At 72.6% G+C, this 24,454-nt stretch carries 22 protein-coding genes and 1 pseudogene; 13 read left to right on the plus strand and 10 right to left on the minus strand.

What is annotated here, in order from left to right; all coding sequences use genetic code 11:
• Positions 1-174: 174 nt before the first annotated feature.
• The 5 genes from BIV25_RS43380 to paaA are packed head-to-tail and all read right to left on the minus strand — an operon-like array spanning position 175 to position 3,848.
• A complete protein-coding gene (locus BIV25_RS43380; protein WP_071378102.1) occupies positions 175-1,239 on the minus strand; it encodes a 2Fe-2S iron-sulfur cluster-binding protein in 1,065 nt (354 codons plus the stop codon).
• Positions 1,239-1,778, minus strand: coding sequence for a 1,2-phenylacetyl-CoA epoxidase subunit PaaD (gene paaD / locus BIV25_RS43385; RefSeq protein WP_071378103.1), 540 nt, complete (start codon positions 1,776-1,778; stop codon positions 1,239-1,241). The genes BIV25_RS43380 and paaD overlap by 1 nt, the downstream gene beginning before the upstream one ends.
• Positions 1,772-2,491, minus strand: coding sequence for a 1,2-phenylacetyl-CoA epoxidase subunit PaaC (gene paaC / locus BIV25_RS43390; protein ID WP_071378104.1), 720 nt, complete (start codon positions 2,489-2,491; stop codon positions 1,772-1,774). Before paaC ends, paaD begins: the two co-directional genes overlap by 7 nt.
• A complete protein-coding gene (gene paaB, locus BIV25_RS43395; RefSeq protein WP_053660983.1) occupies positions 2,488-2,775 on the minus strand; it encodes a 1,2-phenylacetyl-CoA epoxidase subunit PaaB in 288 nt (95 codons plus the stop codon). The genes paaC and paaB overlap by 4 nt, the downstream gene beginning before the upstream one ends.
• The gene (paaA, locus tag BIV25_RS43400; RefSeq protein WP_079177268.1) at positions 2,772-3,848 is read right to left on the minus strand and encodes a 1,2-phenylacetyl-CoA epoxidase subunit PaaA; all 1,077 of its coding nucleotides are present in this window, start codon (positions 3,846-3,848) and stop codon (positions 2,772-2,774) included. The genes paaB and paaA overlap by 4 nt, the downstream gene beginning before the upstream one ends.
• Positions 3,849-4,599: 751 nt before the next feature.
• Between paaA and BIV25_RS48690 the strand changes: the two genes are divergently transcribed.
• From BIV25_RS48690 to BIV25_RS43415, 3 genes are read left to right on the plus strand one after another with little or no spacing between them, the layout of a single operon-like run.
• A complete protein-coding gene (locus tag BIV25_RS48690) occupies positions 4,600-5,334 on the plus strand; it encodes a DUF5819 family protein (protein WP_371273144.1) in 735 nt (244 codons plus the stop codon).
• 14 nt (positions 5,335-5,348) lie between these two features.
• Positions 5,349-6,596 carry an HTTM domain-containing protein gene (locus tag BIV25_RS43410; RefSeq protein ID WP_071378151.1) on the plus strand — a complete coding sequence of 416 codons (1,248 nt, stop codon included), beginning with the start codon at positions 5,349-5,351 and terminating at the stop codon, positions 6,594-6,596.
• A 10-nt stretch (positions 6,597-6,606) separates the two neighbouring features.
• Positions 6,607-7,386 (plus strand): RNA methyltransferase, encoded by a 780-nt coding sequence (locus BIV25_RS43415; RefSeq protein ID WP_071378106.1) that lies wholly within the window; start codon positions 6,607-6,609, stop codon positions 7,384-7,386.
• Here the strand turns inward: BIV25_RS43415 and paaN are convergent.
• Complete coding sequence (gene paaN, locus BIV25_RS43420) at positions 7,383-9,089, minus strand: phenylacetic acid degradation protein PaaN (RefSeq protein ID WP_071378107.1); 1,707 nt, start codon at positions 9,087-9,089, stop codon at positions 7,383-7,385. The genes BIV25_RS43415 and paaN overlap by 4 nt on opposite strands.
• 159 nt (positions 9,090-9,248) lie before the next feature.
• Here paaN and BIV25_RS43425 point away from each other — a divergent pair, with 159 nt between their 5' ends.
• Together BIV25_RS43425 and BIV25_RS43430 are read left to right on the plus strand one after the other, a co-directional pair.
• Entirely contained in the window at positions 9,249-10,763 is a 1,515-nt protein-coding gene (locus tag BIV25_RS43425) for a 3-hydroxyacyl-CoA dehydrogenase (protein WP_071378108.1), read from the plus strand.
• Positions 10,760-11,347 carry a TetR/AcrR family transcriptional regulator gene (locus BIV25_RS43430; protein WP_071378109.1) on the plus strand — a complete coding sequence of 196 codons (588 nt, stop codon included), beginning with the start codon at positions 10,760-10,762 and terminating at the stop codon, positions 11,345-11,347. Before BIV25_RS43425 ends, BIV25_RS43430 begins: the two co-directional genes overlap by 4 nt.
• A 15-nt stretch (positions 11,348-11,362) precedes the next feature.
• On the opposite strand, the gene BIV25_RS43435 is transcribed toward BIV25_RS43430, so the two are convergent.
• Positions 11,363-11,863: an Lrp/AsnC family transcriptional regulator gene (locus tag BIV25_RS43435; protein ID WP_107486703.1), complete on the minus strand. Its 501-nt coding sequence runs from the start codon at positions 11,861-11,863 to the stop codon at positions 11,363-11,365.
• 175 nt (positions 11,864-12,038) lie between these two features.
• On the opposite strand from BIV25_RS43435, the gene pdhA reads away from it, so the two are divergent.
• From pdhA to BIV25_RS43460, 5 genes are all read left to right on the plus strand, one after another.
• The gene (gene pdhA / locus BIV25_RS43440; RefSeq protein ID WP_071378111.1) at positions 12,039-13,193 is read left to right on the plus strand and encodes a pyruvate dehydrogenase (acetyl-transferring) E1 component subunit alpha; all 1,155 of its coding nucleotides are present in this window, start codon (positions 12,039-12,041) and stop codon (positions 13,191-13,193) included.
• Positions 13,190-14,194: an alpha-ketoacid dehydrogenase subunit beta gene (locus tag BIV25_RS43445; RefSeq protein ID WP_071378112.1), complete on the plus strand. Its 1,005-nt coding sequence runs from the start codon at positions 13,190-13,192 to the stop codon at positions 14,192-14,194. The genes pdhA and BIV25_RS43445 overlap by 4 nt, the downstream gene beginning before the upstream one ends.
• On the plus strand, positions 14,194-15,588 hold the full coding sequence (locus BIV25_RS43450) for a dihydrolipoamide acetyltransferase family protein (protein ID WP_071378113.1): 1,395 nt from the start codon (positions 14,194-14,196) through the stop codon (positions 15,586-15,588). Before BIV25_RS43445 ends, BIV25_RS43450 begins: the two co-directional genes overlap by 1 nt.
• A 115-nt stretch (positions 15,589-15,703) precedes the next feature.
• On the plus strand, positions 15,704-16,618 hold the full coding sequence (locus tag BIV25_RS43455; RefSeq protein ID WP_071378114.1) for an NTP transferase domain-containing protein: 915 nt from the start codon (positions 15,704-15,706) through the stop codon (positions 16,616-16,618).
• The gene (locus BIV25_RS43460) at positions 16,615-17,964 is read left to right on the plus strand and encodes a molybdopterin molybdotransferase MoeA (RefSeq protein WP_071378115.1); all 1,350 of its coding nucleotides are present in this window, start codon (positions 16,615-16,617) and stop codon (positions 17,962-17,964) included. Before BIV25_RS43455 ends, BIV25_RS43460 begins: the two co-directional genes overlap by 4 nt.
• Here BIV25_RS43460 and BIV25_RS43465 read toward each other — a convergent pair.
• Complete coding sequence (locus BIV25_RS43465; RefSeq protein ID WP_079177270.1) at positions 17,957-19,060, minus strand: TrkA family potassium uptake protein; 1,104 nt, start codon at positions 19,058-19,060, stop codon at positions 17,957-17,959. The two genes, BIV25_RS43460 and BIV25_RS43465, sit on opposite strands and share 8 nt — an antisense overlap.
• 92 nt (positions 19,061-19,152) lie before the next feature.
• Between BIV25_RS43465 and BIV25_RS43470 the strand changes: the two are divergent.
• Together BIV25_RS43470 and BIV25_RS43475 are read left to right on the plus strand one after the other, a co-directional pair.
• Positions 19,153-19,845 (plus strand): annotated as a pseudogene (locus BIV25_RS43470) (TrkA family potassium uptake protein); the annotation flags it as partial.
• Between the two features lie 73 nt (positions 19,846-19,918).
• Positions 19,919-20,899, plus strand: coding sequence for an NAD(P)H-quinone oxidoreductase (locus BIV25_RS43475; RefSeq protein ID WP_071378117.1), 981 nt, complete (start codon positions 19,919-19,921; stop codon positions 20,897-20,899).
• Between the two features lie 44 nt (positions 20,900-20,943).
• Here the strand turns inward: BIV25_RS43475 and BIV25_RS43480 are convergent, their stop codons facing one another.
• A complete protein-coding gene (locus BIV25_RS43480; RefSeq protein WP_071378118.1) occupies positions 20,944-21,690 on the minus strand; it encodes a hypothetical protein in 747 nt (248 codons plus the stop codon).
• A 174-nt stretch (positions 21,691-21,864) separates the two neighbouring features.
• Between BIV25_RS43480 and BIV25_RS43485 the strand changes: the two genes are divergently transcribed.
• Positions 21,865-22,407: a bacterial proteasome activator family protein gene (locus BIV25_RS43485; RefSeq protein WP_071378119.1), complete on the plus strand. Its 543-nt coding sequence runs from the start codon at positions 21,865-21,867 to the stop codon at positions 22,405-22,407.
• A gap of 183 nt (positions 22,408-22,590) precedes the next feature.
• Here the strand turns inward: BIV25_RS43485 and BIV25_RS43490 are convergent, their stop codons facing one another.
• Entirely contained in the window at positions 22,591-24,237 is a 1,647-nt protein-coding gene (locus tag BIV25_RS43490) for a protein kinase (RefSeq protein WP_071378120.1), read from the minus strand.
• Between the last annotated feature and the right edge of the window lie 217 nt (positions 24,238-24,454).

The following is a 24,454-nucleotide window of genomic DNA, read 5'->3' on the forward strand; positions in this document are numbered from 1 at the left end:
CCGGCGGATCGAGTGATCTGACGGTGCGTCAAGATAGAACAGGTTCTAGGAGAAGGGAATGGGGGTGGGGGGTGGAGGGGCGGAGGGGCGTTGGTTCTCGGTGGGTTGGGACTCCTTGTGGGGGCCTCCCCCTCCCCCCTCCCTCCCCACCCCCCGATTCGGCCGGGGCAGCCCTCAGCGGTCGAAGTCCAGCTCCACCTGTTCCGTCAGCGGATGCGACTGGCAGGCCAGCACATACCCGGCTTCCGTCTCCTCCGACTCCAGGGCGAAGTTGCGGTCCATGCGGACCTCGCCGGAGACCAGGAAGGCTCGGCAGGTGCCGCACACTCCGCCCTTGCAGGCGTAGGGCGCGTCGGGCCGGTTGCGCAGGACCGTCTCCAGCAGCGTCTCGCCGTCGCGCACCGGCCAGCTGCCGCCGCGCCCGTCCAGCCGGGCGGTGACCGTGCTGTGCGCGGGGGACTGGGCGGAAGCGGCCGGGGGCGAGCCCGCGTCCACGTGGAAGATCTCCTGGTGGATCCGGGAGCGGTCCACGGACAGCTTGTGCAGTGCCTGTTCCGCGCCCTGCACGAGCCCGTACGGCCCGCACAGGAACCACCCCGCGACCCGCTCGACCGGCAGCAGCACGGGCAGCAGTGCGGTCAGCCGCTCCCGGTCGAGCCGGCCGGACGGCAGGCCCGCCTGCTGCTCCTCCCGGGAGAGCACGGTCACCAGCTGGAACCGCTCCGGGTAGCGGTCCTTCAGATCGGCGACCTCCTCCAGGAACATCGTCGAGGCGGCCGTACGGTCACCGCGTATCAGACAGAACCGGGCCTCCGGCTCGCGCGCCAGCAGGGTGGTGACGATGGACAGCACCGGGGTGATGCCGCTGCCGCCGACGATCGCCGCGTACAGGCCCGGCGCCGGGTCCAGGGTGAAGCGGCCGGCCGGGGTCATCACGTCCAGCTCGTCGCCGGCGTTGATCTCCTTCAGCGCGTAGGCGGAGAAGGCGCCGCCCTCCACGAGCCGTACACCGACGCGCAGCGTGTCCGGGCCCGGGCCGGCCGGGTCGGGGGCGGGGGAGCAGATGGAGTAGGTTCGCCGGATCTCCGTGCCGTCGACTCTGCGGCGCAGGGCCAGGTGCTGGCCGGGTGCGTGCCGGAACTCCGCGCGCAGGGCGGGCGGGACGGTGAGGGTGAGGGCGACGGCGTCGTCGGTGATCCGGTCGACCGCGGCCACCTGGAGCGGGTGGAAGCGCGCCATCACAACTCCTTGAAGTGGTCGAACGGTTCACGGCAGGCCAGGCAGCGGCGCAGCGCCTTGCAGGCCGTGGAGGAGAACCTGCTCAGCAGCTCCGTGTCGGCCGATCCGCAGTGCGGGCAGCGGACGGGGTCCGGGTCGGCCGCGGCGTGTGTCGCGATCGTTCGGGTCGGGCCGAGGGACAGCGGCACCGGGTCGGAGCCGTCTCGTACGCGCGGGGGAGCTATGCCGAACTCCCGGAGTTTGCGGCGGCCTTCGGGGGTGATGTCGTCGGTGGTCCAGGCGGGTGCGAGGACCGTGCGGACCGTGACCTCGCGCATGCCGTGGGCGCGCAGGACCCGCTCGATGTCGAGGGACATCGCCTCGATGGCGGGGCAGCCGGTGTAGGTGGGGGTCAGGTCGACGTCGACCGTGTCGGTGCCCTGGACGTGCACCGCGCGCAGTACGCCCAGTTCCCGCAGGGTGAGCACGGGCAGTTCGGGGTCGGGCACCGCACCGGCCAGCTCCAGCAGTTCCGCCTCCAGGGCGGTGGCGGTCACCATGTCGCCCCCGGGTGGCTGCGGTGCAGGTGCTGCATCTCGGCGAGCATCCGGCCGAACGGCTCGGTGTGCAGGCCCTGCCGGCCGGCGCCCGCGGACCAGGCGCCGGTGCGGGGTCCCTCGGGGACGGGCAGCGTGGCACGGCGGAGGACGGCCTCGACGGACTCCCGCCAGCGCTCGTCCAGGCGGGTCCACTCGACGTCGAGGCCCTCCACCGGCTGGAACATCTCCCCGGTGAACTTCCACAGCGCCTCGCAGGCGCGGTGCATCCGCCCGTGGCTCTCCTCGGTGCCGTCGCCGAGGCGCAGGGTCCACTGCTCGGCGTGGTCGCGGTGGTAGGCGACCTCCTTCACCGCCTTTGCGGCCAGGGGCGCGAAGGGACCGTCGCCCGTGGCCAGTTCGGCGTAGAGCAGGTGCTGGTAGGTGGAGAAGTACAGCTGGCGGGCGATGGTGTGGGCGAAGTCGCCGCCCGGCTGCTCCACCAGCTGGAGGTTGCGGAAGGAGCGTTCCTCGCGCAGGTAGGCGAGTTCGTCCTCGTCGCCGGCCAGTGACAGCAGCACCCGGGCCTGGCCGAGCAGGTCCAGGGCGATGTTGGCGAGGGCGACCTCCTCCTCCAGGACGGGGGCGTGGCCGGCCCACTCCCCCAGCCGGTGGGAGAGCACCAGGGCGTCGTCGCCGAGGGCGAGCGCGGCGGTCACCGGGGCGGTGGCGGTCACAGGTGCTTCACCCCTTCCGGGATGTCGTAGAAGGTCGGATGGCGGTAGGGCTTGTCGGCGGCCGGTTCGAAGAACGGGTCCTTCTCGTCGGGGGAGGAGGCGGTGATCGCGGTGGCGGGGACCACCCAGATCGAGACGCCTTCGCCGCGCCGGGTGTAGAGGTCGCGGGCGTTGCGCAGGGCCAGCTCGGCGTCGGGCGCGTGCAGGCTGCCGGCGTGGGTGTGGGAGAGGCCGCGCCGTGAGCGCACGAAGACCTCCCACAGGGGCCAGTCGGTGGTGCTCATGCTCGCTCCGCTTCTGTCTCGTGAGCCGTCTCGTGACCTGTCTGCTGTCCGGTCGTCCGGTGTCCGGTGGTTCGTGTGCCGTCCGTGTGGCCGGTGTGCTTGGCGGCGTAGGCGGCGGCCGCTTCCCTGACCCACGCTCCCTCGTCGTGGGCGCGGCGGCGCTGGGTGATCCGCTGTTCGTTGCAGGGGCCGTTGCCCTTGAGGACTTCCCAGAACTCCGTCCAGTCGATCGGGCCGAAGTCGTAGTGCCCCCGCTCCTCGCTCCACCGCAGGTCAGGGTCGGGGAGGGTGAGGTCCAGGGATTCGGCCTGGGGGACGCAGATGTCGACGAAGCGCTGGCGCAGCTCGTCGTTGGAGTGGCGCTTGATCTTCCATTGCATCGACTGGGCGGAGTGTTGCGACGCGTCGTCGGGCGGGCCGAACATCATCAGTGAGGGCCACCACCAGCGGTTCACCGCGTCCTGTGCCATCGCGTGCTGCTCCGCAGTGCCCTTGCTGAGGGCCAGCAGCAGCTCGTAGCCCTGGCGCTGGTGGAAGGACTCCTCCTTGCAGATCCGCACCATGGCGCGCGCGTAGGGGCCGTAGGAGCAGCGGCACAGCGGGACCTGGTTGGTGATCGCGGCGCCGTCCACCAGCCAGCCGATCGCGCCGACGTCGGCCCAGGTCAGGGTCGGGTAGTTGAAGATCGAGGAGTACTTCTGGCGGCCGCTGTGGAGTTTGTCGAGCAGCTCTTCGCGGCTGGTGCCGAGGGTTTCGGCCGCGCTGTACAGGTAGAGGCCGTGGCCGGCTTCGTCCTGGACCTTGGCCATGAGGATCGCCTTGCGGCGCAGACTGGGGGCGCGGGTGATCCAGTTGGCCTCCGGCTGCATGCCGATGATCTCGGAGTGTGCGTGCTGGGCGATCTGCCGGACCAGGGTCGCGCGGTAGGCGTCGGGCATCCAGTCGCGTGGTTCGACGCGCTCGTCGGCGGCCACGGCCGCGTCGAAAGCGCGCTGGTAGGCCGTCGTGTCGACGGTGTCCGGCGTGCCGTCCGCCTCCGTGCGGGCCGTGCGCTGCGCGGCTGGTGTGGCCATTGCGGTCCCCCTGACCTCGGGTTCTGCGGTGAACACTGTCCCGACCGATCGTTCGGTCCGTGTGGTGTCAATGGTGTGCCGGGGCGCTGTGGAGTGTCAACCGCTGTGGAAAACTCCGGTGGGCGGCCTGTGGACAACCGGAGCGGAGGCGGGTGCGGCCGGGGTCCGGTGCCGTACGGCGTGGCGAGGACCACGGGCCCGGGCCCGTACCCGGGGCTGCGCTCGGCGGCCGGGGCTGAGTACCGTTCCGTGCGGACGCCGCACCGTGGTGTGCGGGAACCGTGGGGCGCCCGGGACGGGCGCCGCATACCTGAGCCGGCCGCGGGGCCGGCCGAACCGAGATGACCGAGCCGAGACGGGGGACGGGAACGGAATGGACGCGTACGACGAGGACCCGGGGGCCGGGCCCGGCCCCGACGGGCCGACCGGGGCGCGTCTCCCGGCCGAAGCTCCGGCCGGCGCCGGCCCTGACACCGGTGACCCGGGCACCCGAAGGTCTGGCTCCGGCCGCTCCGGAACCGCTGATCCCGACGGCCCCGACGGCCCCGACGGCCCTGGCAGTCCTGAACCCGATGACGCGGGACCTGGTGAAGTGGGGCCCGATGACGCGGGACGCAGCGATTCGGGAGGCGGCGACTCGGCTTGTGGCGAGTCGGCCCGGGCGGAGGGTCCGAGCTGGGCGAACGAGCCCGGTCGGGCAGACGGGCCCAGCCCGTCGGGCGGGTTCGGTCGGGCGGATCAGACGGGCCCGGTGACCGGACCGGGCGCCGAGGCCGAGGAGACGGGGGCGGGACCGGCCGCCGGGGCAGGTGCTGCCGCTGTGCCGCCTGCCGTACCCCGTACCGGTGTGGCCGCGCTCTCCCCCCGCTACCAGATCGCCGCGGCACTCGCCCTCGCCGCGGTCGCCGTGGCCGCCGGTGTGCATGTGCTGATGGTGTTCCTCAGCCTCGCCCCCGCGAACACGGTGACGAAGCAGCACGGCAAGGCCGTCGAGGAGTGGGTGTACCCCGAGTTCGAGCAGAACTGGAAGCTGTTCGCCCCGAACCCGTTGCAGCAGAACATCGCCGTCCAGGTGCGTGCCGAGGTGCGGACCAAGGGCGGTGAGCTGCGGACCACCGGGTGGACCGATCTGTCCGCCGAGGACGGTGCCGCCATCGACGGGAACCTGGCGCCCAGCCACACCGAGCAGAACGAGTTGCGCCGGGCCTGGGACTTCTTCACCGCCACGCACGGTACTGACAACCGGCCCGTCGGCATGCGCGGCTCCCTCTCCGAGGAGTACCTGCGCCGGATCGTGGTGATGCGTCTGTACCGGAACGCGCCGCCCGACAGGCTGGGCGTCATCCAGCAGGTGCAGATCCGTTCCCGCACCACCAATGTGCAGCCGCCGAAGTGGAGTCCCGAGCGCGTGTCCGACCAGCCCGTCTACCGCCTGCTGCCCTGGTGGACCGTGACCGCCGACGAGGCCGCCGGGGGTGTGCGGTGAACGGTTCTTCCCCTCTGACTCGTCTTTCCGTGACCCTCTCGCGCGGGATCGCCCGGGTGACCGGGGCGGCGCTCGGGCCGTACCAGAGCGCCGTGATCCGGATCGGGTTCGCCGGGACCTGGCTGCTGTTCCTGCTGCGGGAGTTCCCGCACCGCCAGGAGCTGTACGGCCCGGCCGGACCGTGGAGCTGGAGCCTCGCCAAGGAGCTGACGGCCGACAACCACGCCTTCACCGCCCTGATGTGGACCGACGGGCAGCTATGGTTCGAGTGCTTCTACGCGCTGGCGGTCCTCGCGAGCGTCGCCCTGCTGCTCGGCTGGCGCACCCGGACGGCGTCCGTGCTGTTCATGGTGGGCGTGCTGTCGCTGCAGAACCGCAGCGTCTTCGTCGGCGACGGCGGGGACAACGTCCTGCACCTGATGTCGATCTACCTGGTGTTCACGCGCTGCGGACAGGTGTGGTCGCTGGACGCGCTGCGGGCGCGGCGCGCCGAGGCGGCACGCGCGCGTGGGGAGCGGCTTCCCGCCGACCGGTTGGGGCCGGCCCTGTGGGCGGTGCTCGGCCTGGCGCTTGTCCTCGTGACGGTCACCGGCCGGTTCGACAACGGCTGGCTGATCCCCGTGCTGCTGTGGGCGGTCCTGGCGGGGCTCGGCCTGTGGTGGGCCGTCGGCCGCTGGGCGAAGGCACGGGACCCGCGGATCCTGCTGGACGTCGTCGCCAATGTCCTGCACAACGGTGCTCTTGCCGTGATCATGGCGGAGGCGTGCCTGATCTACGCGACGGCCGGCTGGTACAAGATCCAGGGCTCGCGCTGGCAGGACGGCACCGCCGTCTACTATCCGCTCCACCTGGACTACTTCTCGCCATGGCCGGGCCTCGCCGATCTGATGTCCTCCAGTGGCACGATCATGATGATCGTCGCCTACGGGACGGTCATGGTGCAGGTCGCCTTCCCGTTCACCCTGTTCAACCGGCGGGTCAAGAACGTCCTGCTGGTGGCGATGATGCTGGAGCACGCGGTGATCGCGGTCGTGCTGGGCCTGCCGTTCTTCTCGCTGGCGATGATCACCGCCGACGCGGTCTTCCTGCCGACGTCCTTCCTGCGCCGGCTGGGCGCCCTGGTGGCACGCGCGCGTGCGCGGATCACCGGGCGCGGGGAGCGCACGGTGCCCGCACCGCGCTCTTCGTCGGAATCGCAGGCGGAACCGGGGCAGCCGGAGAGGGCGGAGCAGAGCGCTCCGGGCGCGGTGGGCGCCGCGTAGGGTTCACGGCATGACCGACCCGCTGACCCGCTGGCGTGCGCACACCGGCAGCGCCGTGCTGCTCGACGGCTTCCACGCCCTGAAGCACGCCGTGCGCTTCGGAGCCGAGGTGCCGGTGGCGGTCACCACCGACCGGGCGGCCGCGCTCGCCCTGGCCGAGGAACTGGCCCAGGACGTGCGGGCCGCGCTGGACGCCCTGCTCACCGAGGTGCCGGCGCAGACGTACGCCTCGCTCGTGCCACGACCCCATCCGACCGGGGTGGCCGCGCTCGCCGTACGGCCGTCCCGTGAGGCCAGTCTGCGGGCGCTCGCCCGCACCCCGCGCACCGCGCCGGTCGTGGTCCTGGACAACCCCAGGAACCTGGGCAACGCCGGGGCCGTGATCCGGCTCGCCGCCGGTTTCGGGGCGACCGGGGTGGTCACCACGGGCACGCTCGACCCGTGGCACCCCACCGTCGTGCGCGGCGGCGCGGGGCTGCACTTCGCCACCGCCGTGGAACGCCTCGGCGTCGAGGAGCTGCCCGCCGGGCCGCTGTTCGCCCTCGACCCCGAGGGCGAGGACATCCGGGGCACCACGCTGCCCGACGACGCCGTGCTGGCGTTCGGTTCGGAGCGCAGCGGGCTGTCGGCCGAGCTGCGCGCGCGTGCCGACCACCTGCTGGCGCTGCCGATGCGCCCCCAGGTCTCCAGCTACAACCTGGCCACCAGCGTGGCGATGACGCTGTACCACTGGAGCATCACCGGGGGCGCGCCCTCGGCCTCTCGGGCCGTTGCCGGGGCCCCTTCCTAGGCCTCCCGGCGCACCTCGACGACCCGGAACCGGTTCGCCACGAACGCCCCGTCGCACAGCGCGGCGTTGGCCGCCGGATTGCCGCCCGAGCCGTGGAAGTCGGAGAAGGCGGCCGTCTGGTTCACGTACACCCCGCCGGTCAGGTTGAGCGACAGCTGGGCCGCCTCCTCCAGGCAGACCTCCTCGACGGCCCGCTCGGTCTCAGGGTCGGTGGTGTAGGCGCCGACCGTCATCGCGCCCTTCTCGCGGACCGTGCGGCGCAGCAGCTCCACCGCGTCGGCCGCCGAGTCGACCGCGACGGCGAAGGAGACGGGGCCGAAGCACTCGCTCATGTAGGCGGCCTGGTCGTCCGCCCCCTCCCAGTACTTCCGCGCGCCGTCCAGCTTGACGACGACGGGGGTGCGCACGACCGCGTCCGGGAAGTCCGGGTTGGTGATCTCGCGGGAGGCGAGGGCGACTTCGCCGAGGCCGGCCGCGGCTTCCAGGCGGGCCTTGACGTCCGGGTTGACGATCGCGCCGAGCAGGGCGTTCGCGCGCGCGTCGTCGCCGAGGAGGCCGTCGACCGCGCGGGCGAGGTCCGCGGTGACCTCGTCGAAGGTCTTGGAGCCCTGGTCGGTGCGGATGCCGTCCCGGGGGATGAGCAGGTTCTGCGGGGTGGTGCACATCTGGCCGCTGTACAGGGACAGCGAGAACGCCAGGTTGGACAGCATGCCCTTGTAGTCGTCCGTGGAGTGCACCAGCACCGTGTTGACGCCGGCCTTCTCCGTGTAGACCTGTGCCTGGCGGGCGTTGGCCTCCAGCCAGTCGCCGAAGGCCGTCGACCCGGTGTAGTCGATGATCCGGATCTCGGGGCGGGTGGCCAGGGGCCTGGCGATGCCCTCGCCTGGGCGCTCGGCGGCCAGCGCGACCAGGTTCGGGTCGAAGCCGGCCTCGGTGAGGACCTGGCGTGCGACCTGCACGGTCAGCGCGAGCGGCAGCACCGCGCGCGGGTGGGGCTTGACCAGGACCGCGTTGCCGGTGGCGAGGGAGGCGAACAGACCCGGGTAGCCGTTCCAGGTCGGGAAGGTGTTGCAGCCGATGAGCAGGGCGATGCCGCGCGGGGCCGGTGTGAACTGCTTGCTGAGGGTCAGCGGGTCGCGCTTGCCCTGGGGCTTGGCCCACTCGGCCGTCTCGGGGGTGCGGACCTGCTCCGCGTACGCGTACGCCACCGCCTCCAGGCCGCGGTCCTGGGCGTGCGGGCCGCCCGCCTGGAACGCCATCATGAAGGCCTGGCCGCTGGTGTGCATGACGGCGTGCGCGAACTCGTGGGTCCGGTCGCTGATGCGCTTGAGGATCTCCAGGCAGACCACCGCACGCGTCTCCGCGCCCGCGTCCCGCCAGGCGTGCTGTCCGGCCTTCATCGCGGGCAGCAGCACGTCCACGTCCGCGTGCGGGTACTCCACGCCCAGCGCGATGCCGTACGGGGACACCTCGCCGCCGGTCCAGCCGTCCGTGCCGGGCTGGCCGAGGTCCAGCCGGGTGTTCAGCACGGCGTCGAAGGCGGCCTTGCCCGCCGCCGCGTCCAGGCTGCCGTTCTCGCCGTAGGCCTTGGGGTGCTCGGGGTGCGGGGACCAATACGCGCGCGTACGGATCGCTTCCAGCGCCTGGTCCAGGGTGGGCCGGTGCTTCGCGATCAGCTCGGGCGCGGTCAGTTCGGCGGCCATGCGGGACCAACTCCTCGTCTGGGGAACTCTCCGTCGAGTTCACGACCTGGCAGAAAGAGCAGCGGGATGGGATCGTCAGAGCTAGAGTAACCGAACGATCGGTCGGGACAAGGGGGACCGCCGCATCTGTGGAAAACCCCGTGCGGGAGGATCGCGCACATGACAGCACTCGACCTCAGCAGCCCCGTGGCCGTCGTCGGCACCGGCACCATGGGCCAGGGCATCGCCCAGGTCGCGTTGGTCGCCGGCCACCCCGTGCGGCTGTACGACGCCGTCGCCGGGCGGGCCCGGGACGCGGCCGAAGCGATCGGCGCCCGGCTGGACCGGCTCGTGGAGAAGGGCAGGCTCGGCGCCGCCGACCGGGACGCGGCCCGCACCCGGCTGAAGCCGGTCGACGACCTCGCCGGGCTGGCCGACTGCGGACTGGTCGTCGAGGCCGTCCTGGAGCGGCTGGACGTCAAACAGCAGCTCTTCGGCGAGCTGGAGGACATCGTCGACGAGGACTGCCTGCTCGCCACCAACACCTCCTCGCTGTCGGTGACGGCGATCGGCGGCGCCCTGCGCCATCCCGGCCGCTTCGTCGGCCTGCACTTCTTCAACCCGGCCCCGCTGCTGCCGCTGGTCGAGGTCGTCTCCGGGTTCGCCACCGACGTCACGTCGGCCACGCGCGCGTACGAGACCGCTCGCGCCTGGGGCAAGACCCCGGTGGCCTGCGCGGACACCCCGGGCTTCATCGTCAACCGCATCGCCCGGCCGTTCTACGCCGAGGCGTTCGCCGTCTACGAGGCCCAGGCGGCCGATCCGGCCACCATCGACGCGGTGCTGCGCGGCTCCGGCGGATTCAGGATGGGCGCCTTCGAGCTGACCGACCTGATCGGGCAGGACGTCAACGAGTCCGTGACGCACTCGGTGTGGCAGGCCTTCTTCCAGGACGTGCGCTTCACGCCCTCCCTGGCGCAGCGCCGGCTGGTGGAGTCCGGCCGTCTCGGCCGCAAGAGCGGGCACGGCTGGTACGACTACGCCGCGGACGCCGAGCCGGCCGAGCCGCACACCGCCGACGAGGAGCGGCCGCCCGCGTACGTCATCGCCGAGGGCGACCTCGGCCCCGCCGCCGGTCTGCTCCCGCTGATCCGCGAGGCGGGCATCCCGGTCCGCGAGGAGGGCGAGGACAACGGCACCCGCCTGGTGCTGCCCGGCGGCGGCCAGCTGGTCCTCGCCGACGGGCAGACCTCCGTGGAGTTCCGGGACGTCGTCTACTTCGACCTCGCCCTCGACTACCGCACGGCCACCCGCATCGCCCTGTCCGCCGTCCACGACACCTCGCCGCAGACCCTCGCCGAGGCCACCGGCCTGTTCCAGGCACTCGGCAAGGACGTCAGCGTCATCGGCGACGTCCCCGGCATGATCGTCGCGCGCACGGTCGCCCGGGTCATCGACCTCGCCCACGACGCCGTCGCCAAGGGCGTGGCCACCGAGGAGGACATCGACACGGCCATGCGCCTCGGGGTCAACTACCCGCTCGGCCCCTTCGAATGGGACCGCAGGCTCGGTCGTGACTTCGCCATCGACGTCCTGGACGAGATGCACGAGCGCGACCCGTCCGGACGGTACGCGCCCTCGCTCGCGCTCTACCGCCACGCATACGCCGTCGACAAGCGGGAGGGCGCCTCGTGACCACGGTCAGACGCGACACGTACACCCCGGAGACGCTCCTGTCCGTCGCCGTGCAGGTCTTCAACGAACGCGGCTACGACGGCACCTCCATGGAGCACCTGTCCAAGGCAGCCGGCATCTCCAAGTCGTCGATATACCACCACGTCAGCGGCAAGGAGGAGCTGCTGCGCCGGGCCGTCAGCCGGGCCCTGGACGGACTGTTCGCCATCCTCGACGAGGAGCACGCGTGTGTGGGCAGGCCCGTCGAGCGTCTGGAGCACGTCGTGCGCCGCATGGTCGAGGTGCTCATCGGCGAGCTGCCGTACGTGACGCTGCTGCTGCGGGTGCGCGGCAACACCGAGACCGAGCGGTGGGCGCTGGAGCGGCGGCGCGACTTCGACCACCGGGTCGCCGAGCTGCTGAAGGCCGCGGCCGCCGACGGTGACGTGCGCGGCGACGTGGAGGTCCGGCTGGCCACCCGGCTGGTCTTCGGCATGATCAACTCGATCGTGGAGTGGTACCGGCCGGACCCGCGCGGCGCCGGCGAGCGCGAGGTGGCCGACGCCGTCGCCCGGCTCGTCTTCTCCGGCCTGCGCAGCGCCTGATCGGCGGCACGCCCGCTACTCCTCCGGCTCCAGGTCCTCCTCCTCGAACACCAGCAGCGTGCGCGTGCTGAGCACCTCGGGGATCGCCTGGAGCCGGGTGAGCACCAGCTCGCGCAGCGCCCGGTTGTCGGGCGTGTGCACCAGCAGCAGGACGTCGAAGTCGCCGCCCACCAGAGCGATGTGCGAGGCGCCGGGCAGCTGTCTGAGCTGCTCGCGGACGGTGCGCCAGGTGTTCTGGACGATCTTCAGCGTCACGTACGCCGAGGTGCCGTGCCCCGCCCGCTCGTGGTCCACGCGCGCGCCGAACCCCCGGATCACCCCGTCCTCGACGAGCCGGTTGATCCGCGCGTACGCGTTGGCGCGCGAGACGTGGACGCGTTCGGCGACCGCACGTATCGAGGCGCGGCCGTCGCCCTGGAGGATTTTCAGGATGTCCTGATCGATGGCGTCCAGCGGTCGCGGGGGCGGCAGCGGGACGCCGTTCTGCGGTCCCTCGGCCAATTGTTCAGCTGCCATGTCCCACCGCTCCCTCGCCGTGGACGTCCTGCGTTCATTCCAGGCTGTGGAGAACCGTTTGTCCACAGCCTGAAGGTGCCTGTAGCCAAAATGTGCCGACGACCGAACAATCGGTAGGTGGGACGGGTCACCGTCGACCCGCTTCCCGTAGCCGCTCCCACGAGGAGGTGCCGTCATGACGGTCATGGAGCAGCGAGGCGCGTACCGGCCTTCGCCGCCGCCCGCCTGGCAGCCCCGTACGGACCCCGCGCCGCTGCTGCCCGAGGCCGAGCCCTACCGCGTCCTCGGCACCCGGACGGCCGCCAAGGCCGACCCCGACCTGCTGCGCCGGCTCTACGCCCAGCTGGTCCGCGGCCGCCGTTACAACACCCAGGCCACCGCGCTCACCAAACAGGGCCGACTCGCCGTCTACCCCTCCAGCACCGGCCAGGAGGCCTGCCAGGTCGCCGCCGCGCTGGCCCTCCAGGAACGCGACTGGCTCTTCCCCAGCTACCGCGACACGCTCGCCGTCGTCGCCCGGGGTGTGGACCCCGTCGAGGCGCTCACGCTGCTGCGCGGCGACTGGCACTCCGGCTACGACCCCCACACCCACCGTGTGGCCCCCCTGTCCACCCCGCTGGCCACCCAGCTGCCGCACGCCGTCGGCCTCGCGCACGCCGCCCGCCTCAAGGGCGACGACGTCGTCGCCCTCGCCCTGGTCGGCGACGGCGGCACCAGCGAGGGCGACTTCCACGAGGCGCTGAACTTCGCCGCCGTCTGGCAGGCGCCGGTCGTCTTCCTCGTGCAGAACAACGGCTTCGCCATCTCCGTCCCGCTCGCCAAGCAGACCGCTGCGCCTTCCCTGGCCCACAAGGCCGTCGGATACGGCATGCCGGGCCGGCTGGTCGACGGCAACGACGCGGCGGCCGTCCACGAGGTCCTCAGCGACGCCGTGCAGCACGCGCGCGCGGGCGGCGGACCCACCCTGGTGGAGGCGGTGACGTACCGCATCGACGCCCACACCAACGCCGACGACGCCACCCGCTACCGCGGCGACACCGAGGTCGAGGCCTGGCGCGCGCACGACCCGATCGAGCTGCTGGAGGCGGAGCTGACCGCGCGGGGACTGATCGACGAGGCCGGCAAGGAGGCCGCCCGGCAGGACGCCGAGGAGATGGCCGCCTCCCTGCGCGCCCGCATGAACCGCGATCCGGAACTGGACCCCATGGCCCTCTTCGACCACGTCTACGCCGAGACCACCGCCCAACTGCGGGAACAGCGCGCCCTGTTGCAGGCCGAGCTGGACGCCGAGCAGGAGCAGCACGGCGAGCGGGAAGGCGGCGCCCGATGACCACCGTCGCCGTCAAGCCCGCCACCATGGCGCAGGCTCTCACGCGCGCGCTGCGCGACGCGATGGCCGCCGACCCCGGTGTGCACGTCATGGGCGAGGACGTCGGCGCGCTCGGCGGCGTCTTCCGGGTCACCGACGGCCTCGCCAAGGAGTTCGGCGAGGACCGCTGCACCGACACCCCGCTCGCCGAGGCAGGCATCCTCGGCACGGCCGTCGGCATGGCCATGTACGGCCTGCGCCCGGTGGTGGAGATGCAGTTCGACGCCTTCGCCTACCCGGCGTTCGAGCAGCTGATCAGCCATGTCTCCCGGATGCGAAACCGCACGCGCGGCCGGATGCCGCTGCCGATCACCGTCCGCGTCCCCTACGGCGGCGGCATCGGCGGCGTCGAGCACCACAGCGACTCCTCCGAGGCCTACTACATGGCCACCCCGGGCCTGCACGTCGTCACGCCCGCGACCGTCGCCGACGCCTATGGCCTGCTGCGCCAGGCGATCGCCTCGGACGACCCGGTGGTCTTCCTGGAGCCCAAGCGGCTGTACTGGTCGAAGGACACCTGGAACCCCGAGCACCCGACCGACGTGGAGGCCATCGGCCGCGCGGTGGTGCGCCGGCCGGGCCGCAGCGCCACCCTCGTCACCTACGGCCCCTCCGTGCCGGTCTGCCTGGAGGCCGCCGAGGCGGCCCGGGCCGAGGGCTGGGACCTGGAAGTGGTCGACCTGCGCTCCCTGGTGCCGTTCGACGACGAGACGGTCTGCGCGGCCGTCCGGCGCACCGGACGTGCGGTCGTCGTCCACGAGTCCACCGGGTTCGGCGGACCGGGCGGCGAGATAGCGGCCCGGATCACCGAGCGCTGCTTCCACCACCTGGAGGCGCCCGTGCTGCGCGTGGCCGGCTTCGACATCCCCTACCCGCCGCCCATGCTGGAGCGGCACCACCTGCCCGGCGTCGACCGCATCCTGGACGCCGTGGCCCGGCTGCAGTGGGAGGCCGAGGGCTGATGGCACAGGTGCTGGAGTTCAAGCTCCCCGACCTCGGCGAAGGACTCACCGAGGCGGAGATCGTCCGCTGGCTCGTCCAGATCGGTGACGTCGTCGCCGTCGACCAGCCGGTCGTCGAGGTCGAGACGGCCAAAGCCATGGTCGAGGTGCCCTGCCCCTACGGCGGCGTGGTCACCGCCCGCTTCGGTGAGGAGGGCACCGAACTGCCCGTCGGCGCCCCGCTGCTGACGGTCGCGGTGGGTGAACCGGCGTCGCACACCGAGCCCGAGGGCTCCGGCAACGTCCTGGTCGGATACGGCACTTCGGACGCGCCCGCGCGACGCCGGAGGCTGCGGCCGGCGCCGATGGCGGCCGACGGTGCGGGCACGAGGACCGCAGGGAACGGCACACCAGTCCCAGGCGCAGCGGCAGGGCGGAACGGGACCCCGGCCTCGCTCGTCGCTGCCGCCGTACCCGTGACCGCGCTCCACACGGAGGGCCCCGTGCCCGTGATCTCCCCGCTGGTGCGCAGGCTCGCCCGTGAGGGCGGCGTGGACCTGCGGCAGCTGGCGGGCTCCGGCCCGGACGGACTGATCCTGCGCGCGGACGTCGAGGGCGTACTGCGGGCCAGGACAGCCCAGGGCAACGGCTGGGCCGAGGCACCGACCGCGGCGGCACCCGCCGTCCCGGCCGTGTCCGCCCCCGCCTCCCCGGCCCCGCACGCCGCGGGGGTCCGCGTCCCCCTCAAGGGCGTGCGCGGAGCCGTCGCCGACAAGCTCTCCCGCAGCCGCCGGGAGATCCCGGACGCCACCTGCTGGGTGGACGCGGACGCGACCGAACTCATGCGCGCGCGTGCCGCGATGAACGCCGCTGGAAGCCCGAGGATCTCCCTGCTCGCGCTCCTCGCCCGGATCTGCACCGCCGCCCTCGCCCGCTTCCCCGAGCTGAACTCCTTCGTCGACACGGAGGCCCGCGAGATCGTCCGGCTCGACCACGTCCACCTCGGATTCGCCGCGCAGACCGAACGCGGGCTGGTCGTGCCGGTCGTCCGGGACGCCCACGCGCGCGACGCCGAGGCGCTGAGCGCCGAGTTCGCCCGCCTCACCGAGGCCGCCCGCACCGGCACCCTGACGCCCGGGGAACTCACGGGCGGGACCTTCACGTTGAACAACTACGGGGTCTTCGGCGTCGACGGCTCCACCCCGATCATCAACCACCCCGAGGCGGCCATGCTCGGCGTCGGCCGCATCGTCCCCAAACCCTGGGTGCACGAGGGCGAGCTGGCGGTGCGCCAGGTCGTCCAGCTCTCGCTCACCTTCGACCACCGGGTGTGCGACGGCGGCACGGCCGGCGGCTTCCTGCGGTACGTGGCGGACTGCGTGGAGCAGCCGGCGGTGCTCCTGCGCACCCTGTGACACCCGCGGGTACCCGGCACCGGGTCCCCGCGAACGGCCCCGCGGCACCCGCGGGCCGTCCGCGGGAGACCGGCGCGGCGCATACAAGCAGGCCTGGGCGGGACATACTCGGGGGATGAGCCACAACGCCCCCGCCATGCCCGGGACGCCCGCGCCGTACGACGCCGTCGTGCTGGCCGGCGGCGCCGCCCGGCGGCTCGGCGGGGCCGACAAGCCCGGGCTGCGGGTCGGCGGCCGGGCCCTGCTCGACCGGGTGCTCACCGCCTGCGCGGGCGCCCGTACGACGGTCGTCGTGGCCGCCCGGCGGCGCACCGCGCGGCCGGTGCTCTGGACGCGCGAGGAGCCGCCCGGCGCCGGACCGGTCGCCGCGCTGGCGGCAGGACTGCGCCTGACCACCGCCGAGCATGTCGCCGTGCTCTCCGCCGACCTGCCCTTCCTCGAACCCGCCACCCTCCAGCGCCTGTTGGCCGCCCTGCGCGACAGCGGCGCCGACGGCGCGCTGCTCACCGACGCGGGCGGCCGCGACCAGCCGCTCGTCGCCGCCTACCGCACCGGCGCGCTGCGCCGTGAACTGGGCGCCCTCGCGGCCGGGGCCGACGGCCTGACCGGGCTGCCCCTGCGCCGGCTGACCGGTGCCCTCCGCCTCACCCGTGTCCCGGACCCGCTCGCGTCCTTCGACTGCGACACCTGGGACGACATCGCCGACGCCAGGGCACGCATCAGGGAGCATGGGCACGTGTTGGATGAATGGATCTCCGCAGTCAAGGACGAGCTGGGCATCGACCTCGACGTCGACACCGGCGTTCTGCTCGACCTGGCCCGGGACGCCGCGCACGGTGTCGCCCGGCCCGCCGCCCCGCTGACCACCTTCCTCGTCGGCTACGCCGCGGCCCAGGGCAAGGGAGGCCCCGAGGCCGTCGCCGAGGCCGCCCGCAAGGCCACCGCGCTGGCCTTGCGCTGGGAAGAGGAGAACGAGGCGAAGGCCGGAGGCGGGGACGGCAGCGGCCCGGGCACCCCGGACGCCGGATGACCGCCCCCGGCACCCGGACCGGGGCGCCCGCGCAGGACAGCGACGACCTCGACCTGGAGGAGGCCCTCGCCCTCGTGAGACAACCCAGGGACGACAACGCGGGCCAGACGTCCGCTCCGGAGCCCGACACAGACGGCGAACGGCACCGGGCCACCCCCTGGCACCAGGCCCGCGAGACCGCCGCCCGCGCCGCGCGCACCCGCCCCCGCCGCGCCCCCGTCTCCGTGCCGCTCGGCGACGCCCTCGGCCTGGTCCTGGCCGCTCCCCTCGACGCCCTCACCGACCTGCCCTCGTTCGACACCTCCGCGATGGACGGCTGGGCGGTCGCCGGACCCGGCCCCTGGCTGGTGCGTGGCGAGGCCGTGCTCGCCGGGCACGGCCTGCCCGAGCCGCTCACCGACGGCGAGGCCGCGCGCATCGCGACCGGCGCCCGCATTCCCGCCGACACCACCGCGGTCCTGCGCGGTGAGCACGGCCACACCGACATGCAGGGCCGGCTGCACGCCACCGGGGACCTGGCGCACGGCCAGGACATCCGCCCGCGCGGCCAGGAGTGCCGCAGCGGCGACCAGTTGCTGCCCATCGGCACCCTGGTCACCCCTGCCGTCCTCGGCCTTGCCGCCGCAGCCGGATACGACACCGTCACCGCCGTACCCCGGCCGCGCGCCGAAGTCCTCGTCCTCGGCGACGAGTTGCTGACCGAGGGGCTGCCGCACGACGGGCTGATCCGGGACGCGCTCGGCCCCCTGCTGCCGCCGTGGCTGCGTGCGCTCGGCGCCGAAGTCGTCGCGATGCAGCGGATCGGCGACGACGCCGAGGTCCTGTACCGGGCCGTAACCGGCTCCGACGCCGACCTGATCGTCACCACCGGCGGCACCGCCGCGGGCCCGCGTGACCATGTGCACCCGACCCTGGACCGCATCGGCGCCGAACTCCTCGTCGACGGGGTCACGGTGCGGCCCGGTCACCCCATGCTGCTGGCCCGCACCAAGGCCGACCAGCATCTCGTCGGCCTCCCCGGCAATCCCCTCGCGGCCGTCTCCGGCCTGCTCACGCTCGCCGAGCCGCTGCTGCGCACCCTCGCCGCCCATCCGGCCCCCGAGCGGTACGCGGTGCCGCTGACCGAGGCGGTCCAGGGGCACCCGCACGACACCCGGCTCGTCCCCGTGGTGCTGCGCGGCGACTGTGCCGTACCGCTGCACTACAACGGCCCGGCCATGCTCCGCGGGGTCGCCGCCGCCGACGCGCTGGCCGTCGTACCGCCCGGCGGGGCAGCGCAGGGTGCGCAGACCGAGCTGCTGGATCTGCCGTGGGCGAGCGCCGGGATCGGGGTGTGTTTCACGTGAAACGTCCGGGCCGGGACGCAGCACGCTGAATGGTGATCAGCCGGTCCCCGGCCCGAAGGGTTTCCGCTCGGGGATCGGCATGGTCCAGCATCTCCTTGCCCCGCATGACGGTGACGACCAGATCAGGGCTCTGACGTGGAGAGTGCCCCACCTCACCCGGGGACACCGGGCGCTCCACAAGATCCAGTCCGCTCCCGTACGTCATGAGGTCTTCGAGGACGTCCGCGCTGTGCGCGCTGGACATCGCCACGCCGAGCAACCGGCCGGCCGAACTGGAGCTGGTGATCACTGCGTTGGCGCCGCTCTGCTTCAGCAGCGGCACGTTCTCGTCCTCTCGGACGGCGACGACGATCGAGGCGCTCCTGTTGAGCTGCCGAGCAGTGAGGGTGACCAAGGTCGCGGTGTCGTCGCGCTGGGGAGCCACGATGACGTGAGCTGCCCGGTGAAGTTCGGCTCTGCTCAGCGTCTCCGTGCGCGTGGCGTCGCCGTGTACCGCGGTAAGCCCGTCACTGGTGGCCAGGTCCACCGCCTTCTTCTGCGGGTCGACCACGACGATCTGTTCCCTTGGCGTCCCCTGCCCCAGAAGGGTCTCGACGGCATGACGGCCCTTCGTGCCGTAGCCCACCACGACGACGTGATCGCGGATGCGAGCGCGCCAGCGTTCGATCCGGACCTGATTGCGCGTGCGCTCGGTGAGGACCTCCAGCGTGGTGCCGACCAGGATGATCAGGAACAGCACGCGCAGGGGCGTGATGACGAAGATGTTGGCGAGGCGGGCGCCGTGGCTGACCGGGGTGATGTCGCCGTATCCGGTGGTGGAGAGGGTGACGGTCGCGTAGTACGCGGAGTCGACCAGATCCACCTTGCCGTCCGCGTTGTCCTGATACCCGCTACGGTCCAGCCACACGACCAGTGTCGTGAGGACGAGCACCAGCATCGCCACGGCCAGGCGCCGGAGCACCTGTTGGAGAGGCGGTACGGTCACGCCGACCGGCAACCGGACCGACTGGCCGTCCTCGGCTCTGGACCAGTGGCGAAGGGACCGGAGGAGGGGAAGGCGAGTCCTGTCCGAGCCTGGTTGCCTTGGGGCACTCATCGTGCGTTTCCTCTGCTGTCCGTGTCGTGACGCTGGAGACCGTTTTGCCATTGTTGCCCTTGGCGCCCGGAGTCGGCGTCGGACCACACATGAGATGGAGACGCACGTTGCGGGATCACACCGTCGTCATCGGCTTCGGCACCAAGGGGCGGTCGGCGATCCGGACCGTCTGTGCGACCGGGCTGAGGACAGAACAGGTGGTCGTGGTCGACCCCAGTGCCAAGGCCGTCGACGCGGCGACCGCCGAGGGCTACACCGGGGTCATGGGCGACGCCACCCGCAGCGACGTGCTCAGGCGCGCCGAGCTGCACAAGGCCCGGCAGATCATCGTGGCGCCGCAGCGCGACGACACCGCCGTCCTCGTCACACTGACGGCCCGCCAGCTGAACCGGGGCGCGAAGATCGTGGCCGCCGTGCGCGAGGAGGAGAACGCCCCGCTGCTCAAGCAGTCCGGCGCCGACGCCGTCATCACCAGCGCCAGCGCGGCCGGCCGGCTGCTCGGCCTGTCCGTGCTCAGCCCCGCCGCCGGCCTGGTCATGGAGGACCTGATCCAGCAGGGCAGCGGCCTGGACCTCGTCGAACGGCCGGTGGTGCGCGGCGAGGTGGGCAAGCGGCCGCGCGAGGCCGACGACCTCGTCGTGAGCGTCGTACGCGGACACCGGCTGCTCGGCTACGACGACCCGGCCGTCGGCGCCCTCCAGCTGACCGACCGGCTCATCACCATCGTCCGCGCGTCCCCCGGCAACCGGGCCGCCCCGGGCATCCGGCCGCTGCCGCTCGACTGAGCACCGGGACCGGGAACGCACGCCTGGGGAGCCTGCCCGGGACAGGGCACCCACGGGGAGTAGCGTCACCGGCATGCATGCGATCACGATTCCCGAACCTGGTGGTCCCGAGGCGCTGGTGTGGGCGGAGGCCCCGGATCCGGTGCCCAGCGAGGGCGAGGTGCTGGTCGAGGTGGTGGCCAGCGCCGTCAACCGTGCCGACGTCCTGCAGCGGCAGGGCTTCTACAACCCGCCGCCCGGCGCCTCCCCCTACCCCGGCCTGGAATGCTCCGGCAGGATCGCCGCGCTCGGCCCCGGAGTCTCCGGCTGGGCCGTCGGCGACGCGGTGTGCGGACTGCTCGCGGGCGGCGGCTACGCCGAGAAGGTCGTCGTACCGGCCGGGCAGCTGCTGCCCGTGCCCGAGGGCATCGACCTCACGCAGGCGGCCGCGCTGCCCGAGGTGGTGTGCACCGTCTGGTCCAACGTGTTCATGGTCGCCCACCTGCGGCCCGGCGAGACGCTGCTCGTGCACGGCGGTTCCAGCGGCATCGGCACCATGGCCATCCAGCTCGCCAAGGCCGTCGGCGCCAAGGTCGCGGTGACCGCCGGGACGAAGGAGAAGCTGGAGCGCTGCGCCGAGCTCGGCGCGGACATCCTGATCAACTACCGCGAGCAGGACTTCGTCGCCGAGATCAAGCAGGCCACCGGGGGCGCCGGGGCCGATGTGATCCTCGACAACATGGGGGCGAAGTACCTGGAGCGCAACGTCGAGGCGCTCGCCGTCAGCGGCCGGCTCGCCATCATCGGCCTGCAGGGCGGGGCGAAGGGCGAGCTGAACATCGGCACCCTGCTCAGCAAGCGGGCCGCGGTCAGCGCGACATCATTGCGTGCCCGGCCGCTCGGTGAGAAGGCGGCCATCGTCGCCGCCGTCCGCGAGCACGTGTGGCCCCTGATCGCCTCCGGTCGCGTCCGCCCGGTCGTCGACCGCGAACTTCCCATGCCGGAGGCGGCCGAGGCCCACCGGGTCCTGGAGGCCAGCGGCCACGTGGGCAAGGTGCTGCTGGTGGTGCCGTAGGGAGCGGTGCCCGATCGGCGATCCTGGGCGGCCGTCCGCCGCCGTCAGCCCCTGCGGAGTCTCAGGCCCAGGAACGCCAGGCCCAGGCCAATGAGGACCAGGCCGCTGCCCAGCGGGAGGAGCTGGAGTACCGGCTCCGTGGCGGTCTCGCCCTGGGGGGCGGCGTGGCGGGCCGGGGTCCGGTCGTGACCGGAGTCGCCGGAGGCGTCCGGGGCCGTCGGCGTCACGACGGGGAGGTCCGCGGTCTCCGGCTCCTCCGACCGGCCCGCGCCGGGGGCCCGGGTCGGCACGGGGGCGTCACCGCCCTCCACCTCGGCCGCGGGCCCGTCCGGCCGGCCCGGCCGTAGCCGCCCCTCGCCCGCCAGGCTGCCCGCCCGGGTCGGGTCGGCGGCCCCGGAGTGGTGCGAGGCCGAGGAGGAGCCGGAGGGCATGGGGAGGGGCGAAGCGGCCGGGCTGGGAGAGCCCCGGCTGCCCCGCTCGCCGTGATCCGGATTCCCTGGCCGATGCCCCGGGCCGTCCGGTCGGCAACTGACCGAGCCGGGCGGGCTGCCCAGGCCGCCCGAGCCGTTCGGCTGAGCCGCGTGGCCAGGACGCTTCGCGTGACTGGAGCTGGAGCTGGACCCGGAGTGGTGCGGGCGGTTCGGGCCGGCCGCGGTCCCCGGGCCGGGGTCGGCCGCGCAGACGGGCAGGGCGTACGCGGTGCCGGTGCCGTACGCGGGCAGGGCCGCCGGCACGGCGAGGGCGAGCAGCAGTCGTATGGAGCGGAGGGTGAGTCGCAGCCATGGAGTCACGTCGGTGACCTCCCGGAGCCGGGATGCGGTGATCGATGGATGACCGGCAGAAATAAGCCTCACATTTATTGACAATCAGGGCATTTCAGAATGCTCCGTCGGGTCGAAACGGTGGATCACTCCCAGGAGGGGGCACCACGGTGATGAGGTGTACGGGTGCGAGAGAATGGCGGCATGGAGATGCCGAGAAACGAACGGTCGCCGGAGAATCCTCAGATCCTCGTCGTGGGCCAGGACGGAATGGCGCTCGGCGGCGGCAACGGGGACGAGGACTCCCGCGAGATCCCGGTGACGGAGCAGGTGGAACAGCCGGCCAAGGTCATGCGGATCGGCAGCATGATCAAGCAGCTCCTGGAGGAGGTGCGCGCGGCTCCTCTGGACGAGGCCAGCCGGGTCCGGCTGAAGGAGATCCACGCCAGCTCGGTGAAGGAGCTGGAGGACGGCCTGGCGCCGGAACTGGTCGAGGAACTGGAGCGGCTCTCCCTGCCGTTCAACGACGACGCCACCCCGAGCGACGCGGAACTGCGGATCGCGCAGGCCCAGTTGGTGGGCTGGCTCGAAGGCCTCTTCCACGGGATCCAGACGACTCTCTTCGCCCAGCAGATGGCCGCGCGGGCCCAACTGGAGCAGATGCGCCGCGCGCTGCCGCCCGGTGTCACGGGGCACGAGGGCGACGACCCGCACACGGGCGGCCGAGCGGGCGGACCGTACCTGTGACGACCGGACCGTACCGGTGACGCCGCATCCGGACCGGTGGTGACCGGCCCGTACCAGTGACGATGCGGCCCGCGCCGTGCACGACTCGGGCCCGGCACGGAAAGTGCCGGGCCCGTTCTTCGTTCCGCGGAACCGTTGCCGCCGTCGAGAAGAAGCGTCAGCTTGCTTCAGTTCGCGGCGATTTCAGGCGGGATTGCCGTTCGACACCTTCAGCTGGACGGTGCCCGGGTCCTTCGGGTCGACGGACGTCCCCGCGGCGGGGAACTCGTCCAGCACCGTGCCGTCGCCCCAGGTGTTGTCGTTCACGGGCGTGATCTGGTACTTCCAGCTGGCCGCCTGGAAGCACGCCTTCACCGAGTTGATGTCCTTGTACCGGAAGTCCGGCAGCTCGACCTTCTTCGTGTCGTCGTAGGACTCGGTCGGCTCGGTGCACTTGGTCTTGTCGATGACCCGGGTGGTGTCGGGGCCTCGGTAGCCGGCCTTGTGCGAGGTGGACGACGAGGCGCTCGCACCGCCGCCGCCCGCGTTGTTGTCGTTGCCGCCGCTGTTCAGGGTCAGCGCGACGATCAGGCCGACGACCGCGACCAGCGACACCGCGATCGAGCCGATGATCACCGGCTTGTTGCTCTTGCCGCCGCCGGAGCCGGCGGTGCGCGTGACCGTCTGGGCAGTCGGGGCCGTGACCCCGTACGGAGGCGGGGTCGGGGCCTGCGCGGCCTGCGGGGCGTAGCCCGCCGGGGGCGGCGTCTGGTAGCCGCCCTGCTGCGGGTAGCCGTAGGCGGCCGGGGCGGGGGTCTGCGGTGCGCCGTACGGACCCGGCTGGTACGGCGTCTGCACCGGGCCGGGGGCCTGCTGGGCGGTCTGGTCGACCGGCGGGAACACCGCCGAGCCGACGCCCGAGCCGCTCTGCGTCTGCGCGGCGCCCGGCACGATGCTCGGCGCGGCCGCCTGGAAGGAGGCGGCGACGCGCAGGCATTCGTCGCGCATGGCCTCGGCGGTCGGGAAGCGCTCGTTCGGGTTCTTCTTCAGCGCGCGGGCGACCAGCGCGTCCACCGCCGGCGGCAGGGACCGGTTGATCGTGGAGGGCGCGACCGGCTCCTCCTGCACGTGCGCGTACGCGATCGCGAGCGGCGAGTCCGCGTCGAACGGCAGCCGCCCGGTGACCAGTTGGAACAGCATGATGCCGACCGAGTACAGATCGGAGCGGGCGTCCACGCCGCGGCCGAGGGCCTGCTCCGGCGAGAGGTACTGCGGGGTGCCGACGACCATGCCGGTCTGGGTCATCGAGGTGACCCCGGACTGCATGGCGCGGGCGATGCCGAAGTCCATGACCTTGACCACACCACGCTTGGTCACCATCACGTTGCCCGGCTTGATGTCGCGGTGGACCAGCCCCATCTCGTGGCTGATGTCCAGTGCCGCCAGCACGTCGGCGGTGACCTTCAGGGCCTTGTCGGCGGGCATCGCGCCGTACTGCCGGATGTCCTCGTCGAGGACCGAGCCCAGGGGGCGGCCCTCGATGTACTCCATGACGATGTACGGCATGGCCGTGCCGCCGAGATCGTCCTCGCCGGTGTCGAAGACCGAGACGATGTTGGTGTGCGTGAGCTTGGCCACGGCCTGGGCCTCGCGGCGGAAACGCTCACGGAACGCCTGTTCCCGGCCGAGCTCGGTGTGCAGTGTCTTGATCGCGACCTGGCGGTCGAGCACGGCGTCGTACGCCAGGTGCACCGAGGCCATACCGCCCTCGCCGAGCAGATCCCGCAGCTGGTAGCGGCCGCCGGCGAGGGCCTGCCCCGCATACCGGCCGTGCGCGCCGTCCTGGCTCATCTCTCCCCGTCCCCCACCGGCCGTCCGGCGCTTTCGCTCATCGCAGGGCCTTGATCGAATGTGTCATTACCGGCCAAGTCTGCCCCAGGGCACTGACACGTCAAGCTCGGTGCCCGTTCCGTGACCGTACGCGCAAGAAGCGTCGCGCAAGCGTTACAGGGGGCGTACGACCGGCACACAGAATTTGCACGACAGCGCGTGCTAGAGGTTTCATGGC

Origin of the sequence: Streptomyces sp. MUSC 14 (assembly GCF_001866675.1) — a bacterium.
Classification (GTDB): Bacteria; Actinomycetota; Actinomycetes; order Streptomycetales; family Streptomycetaceae; genus Streptomyces.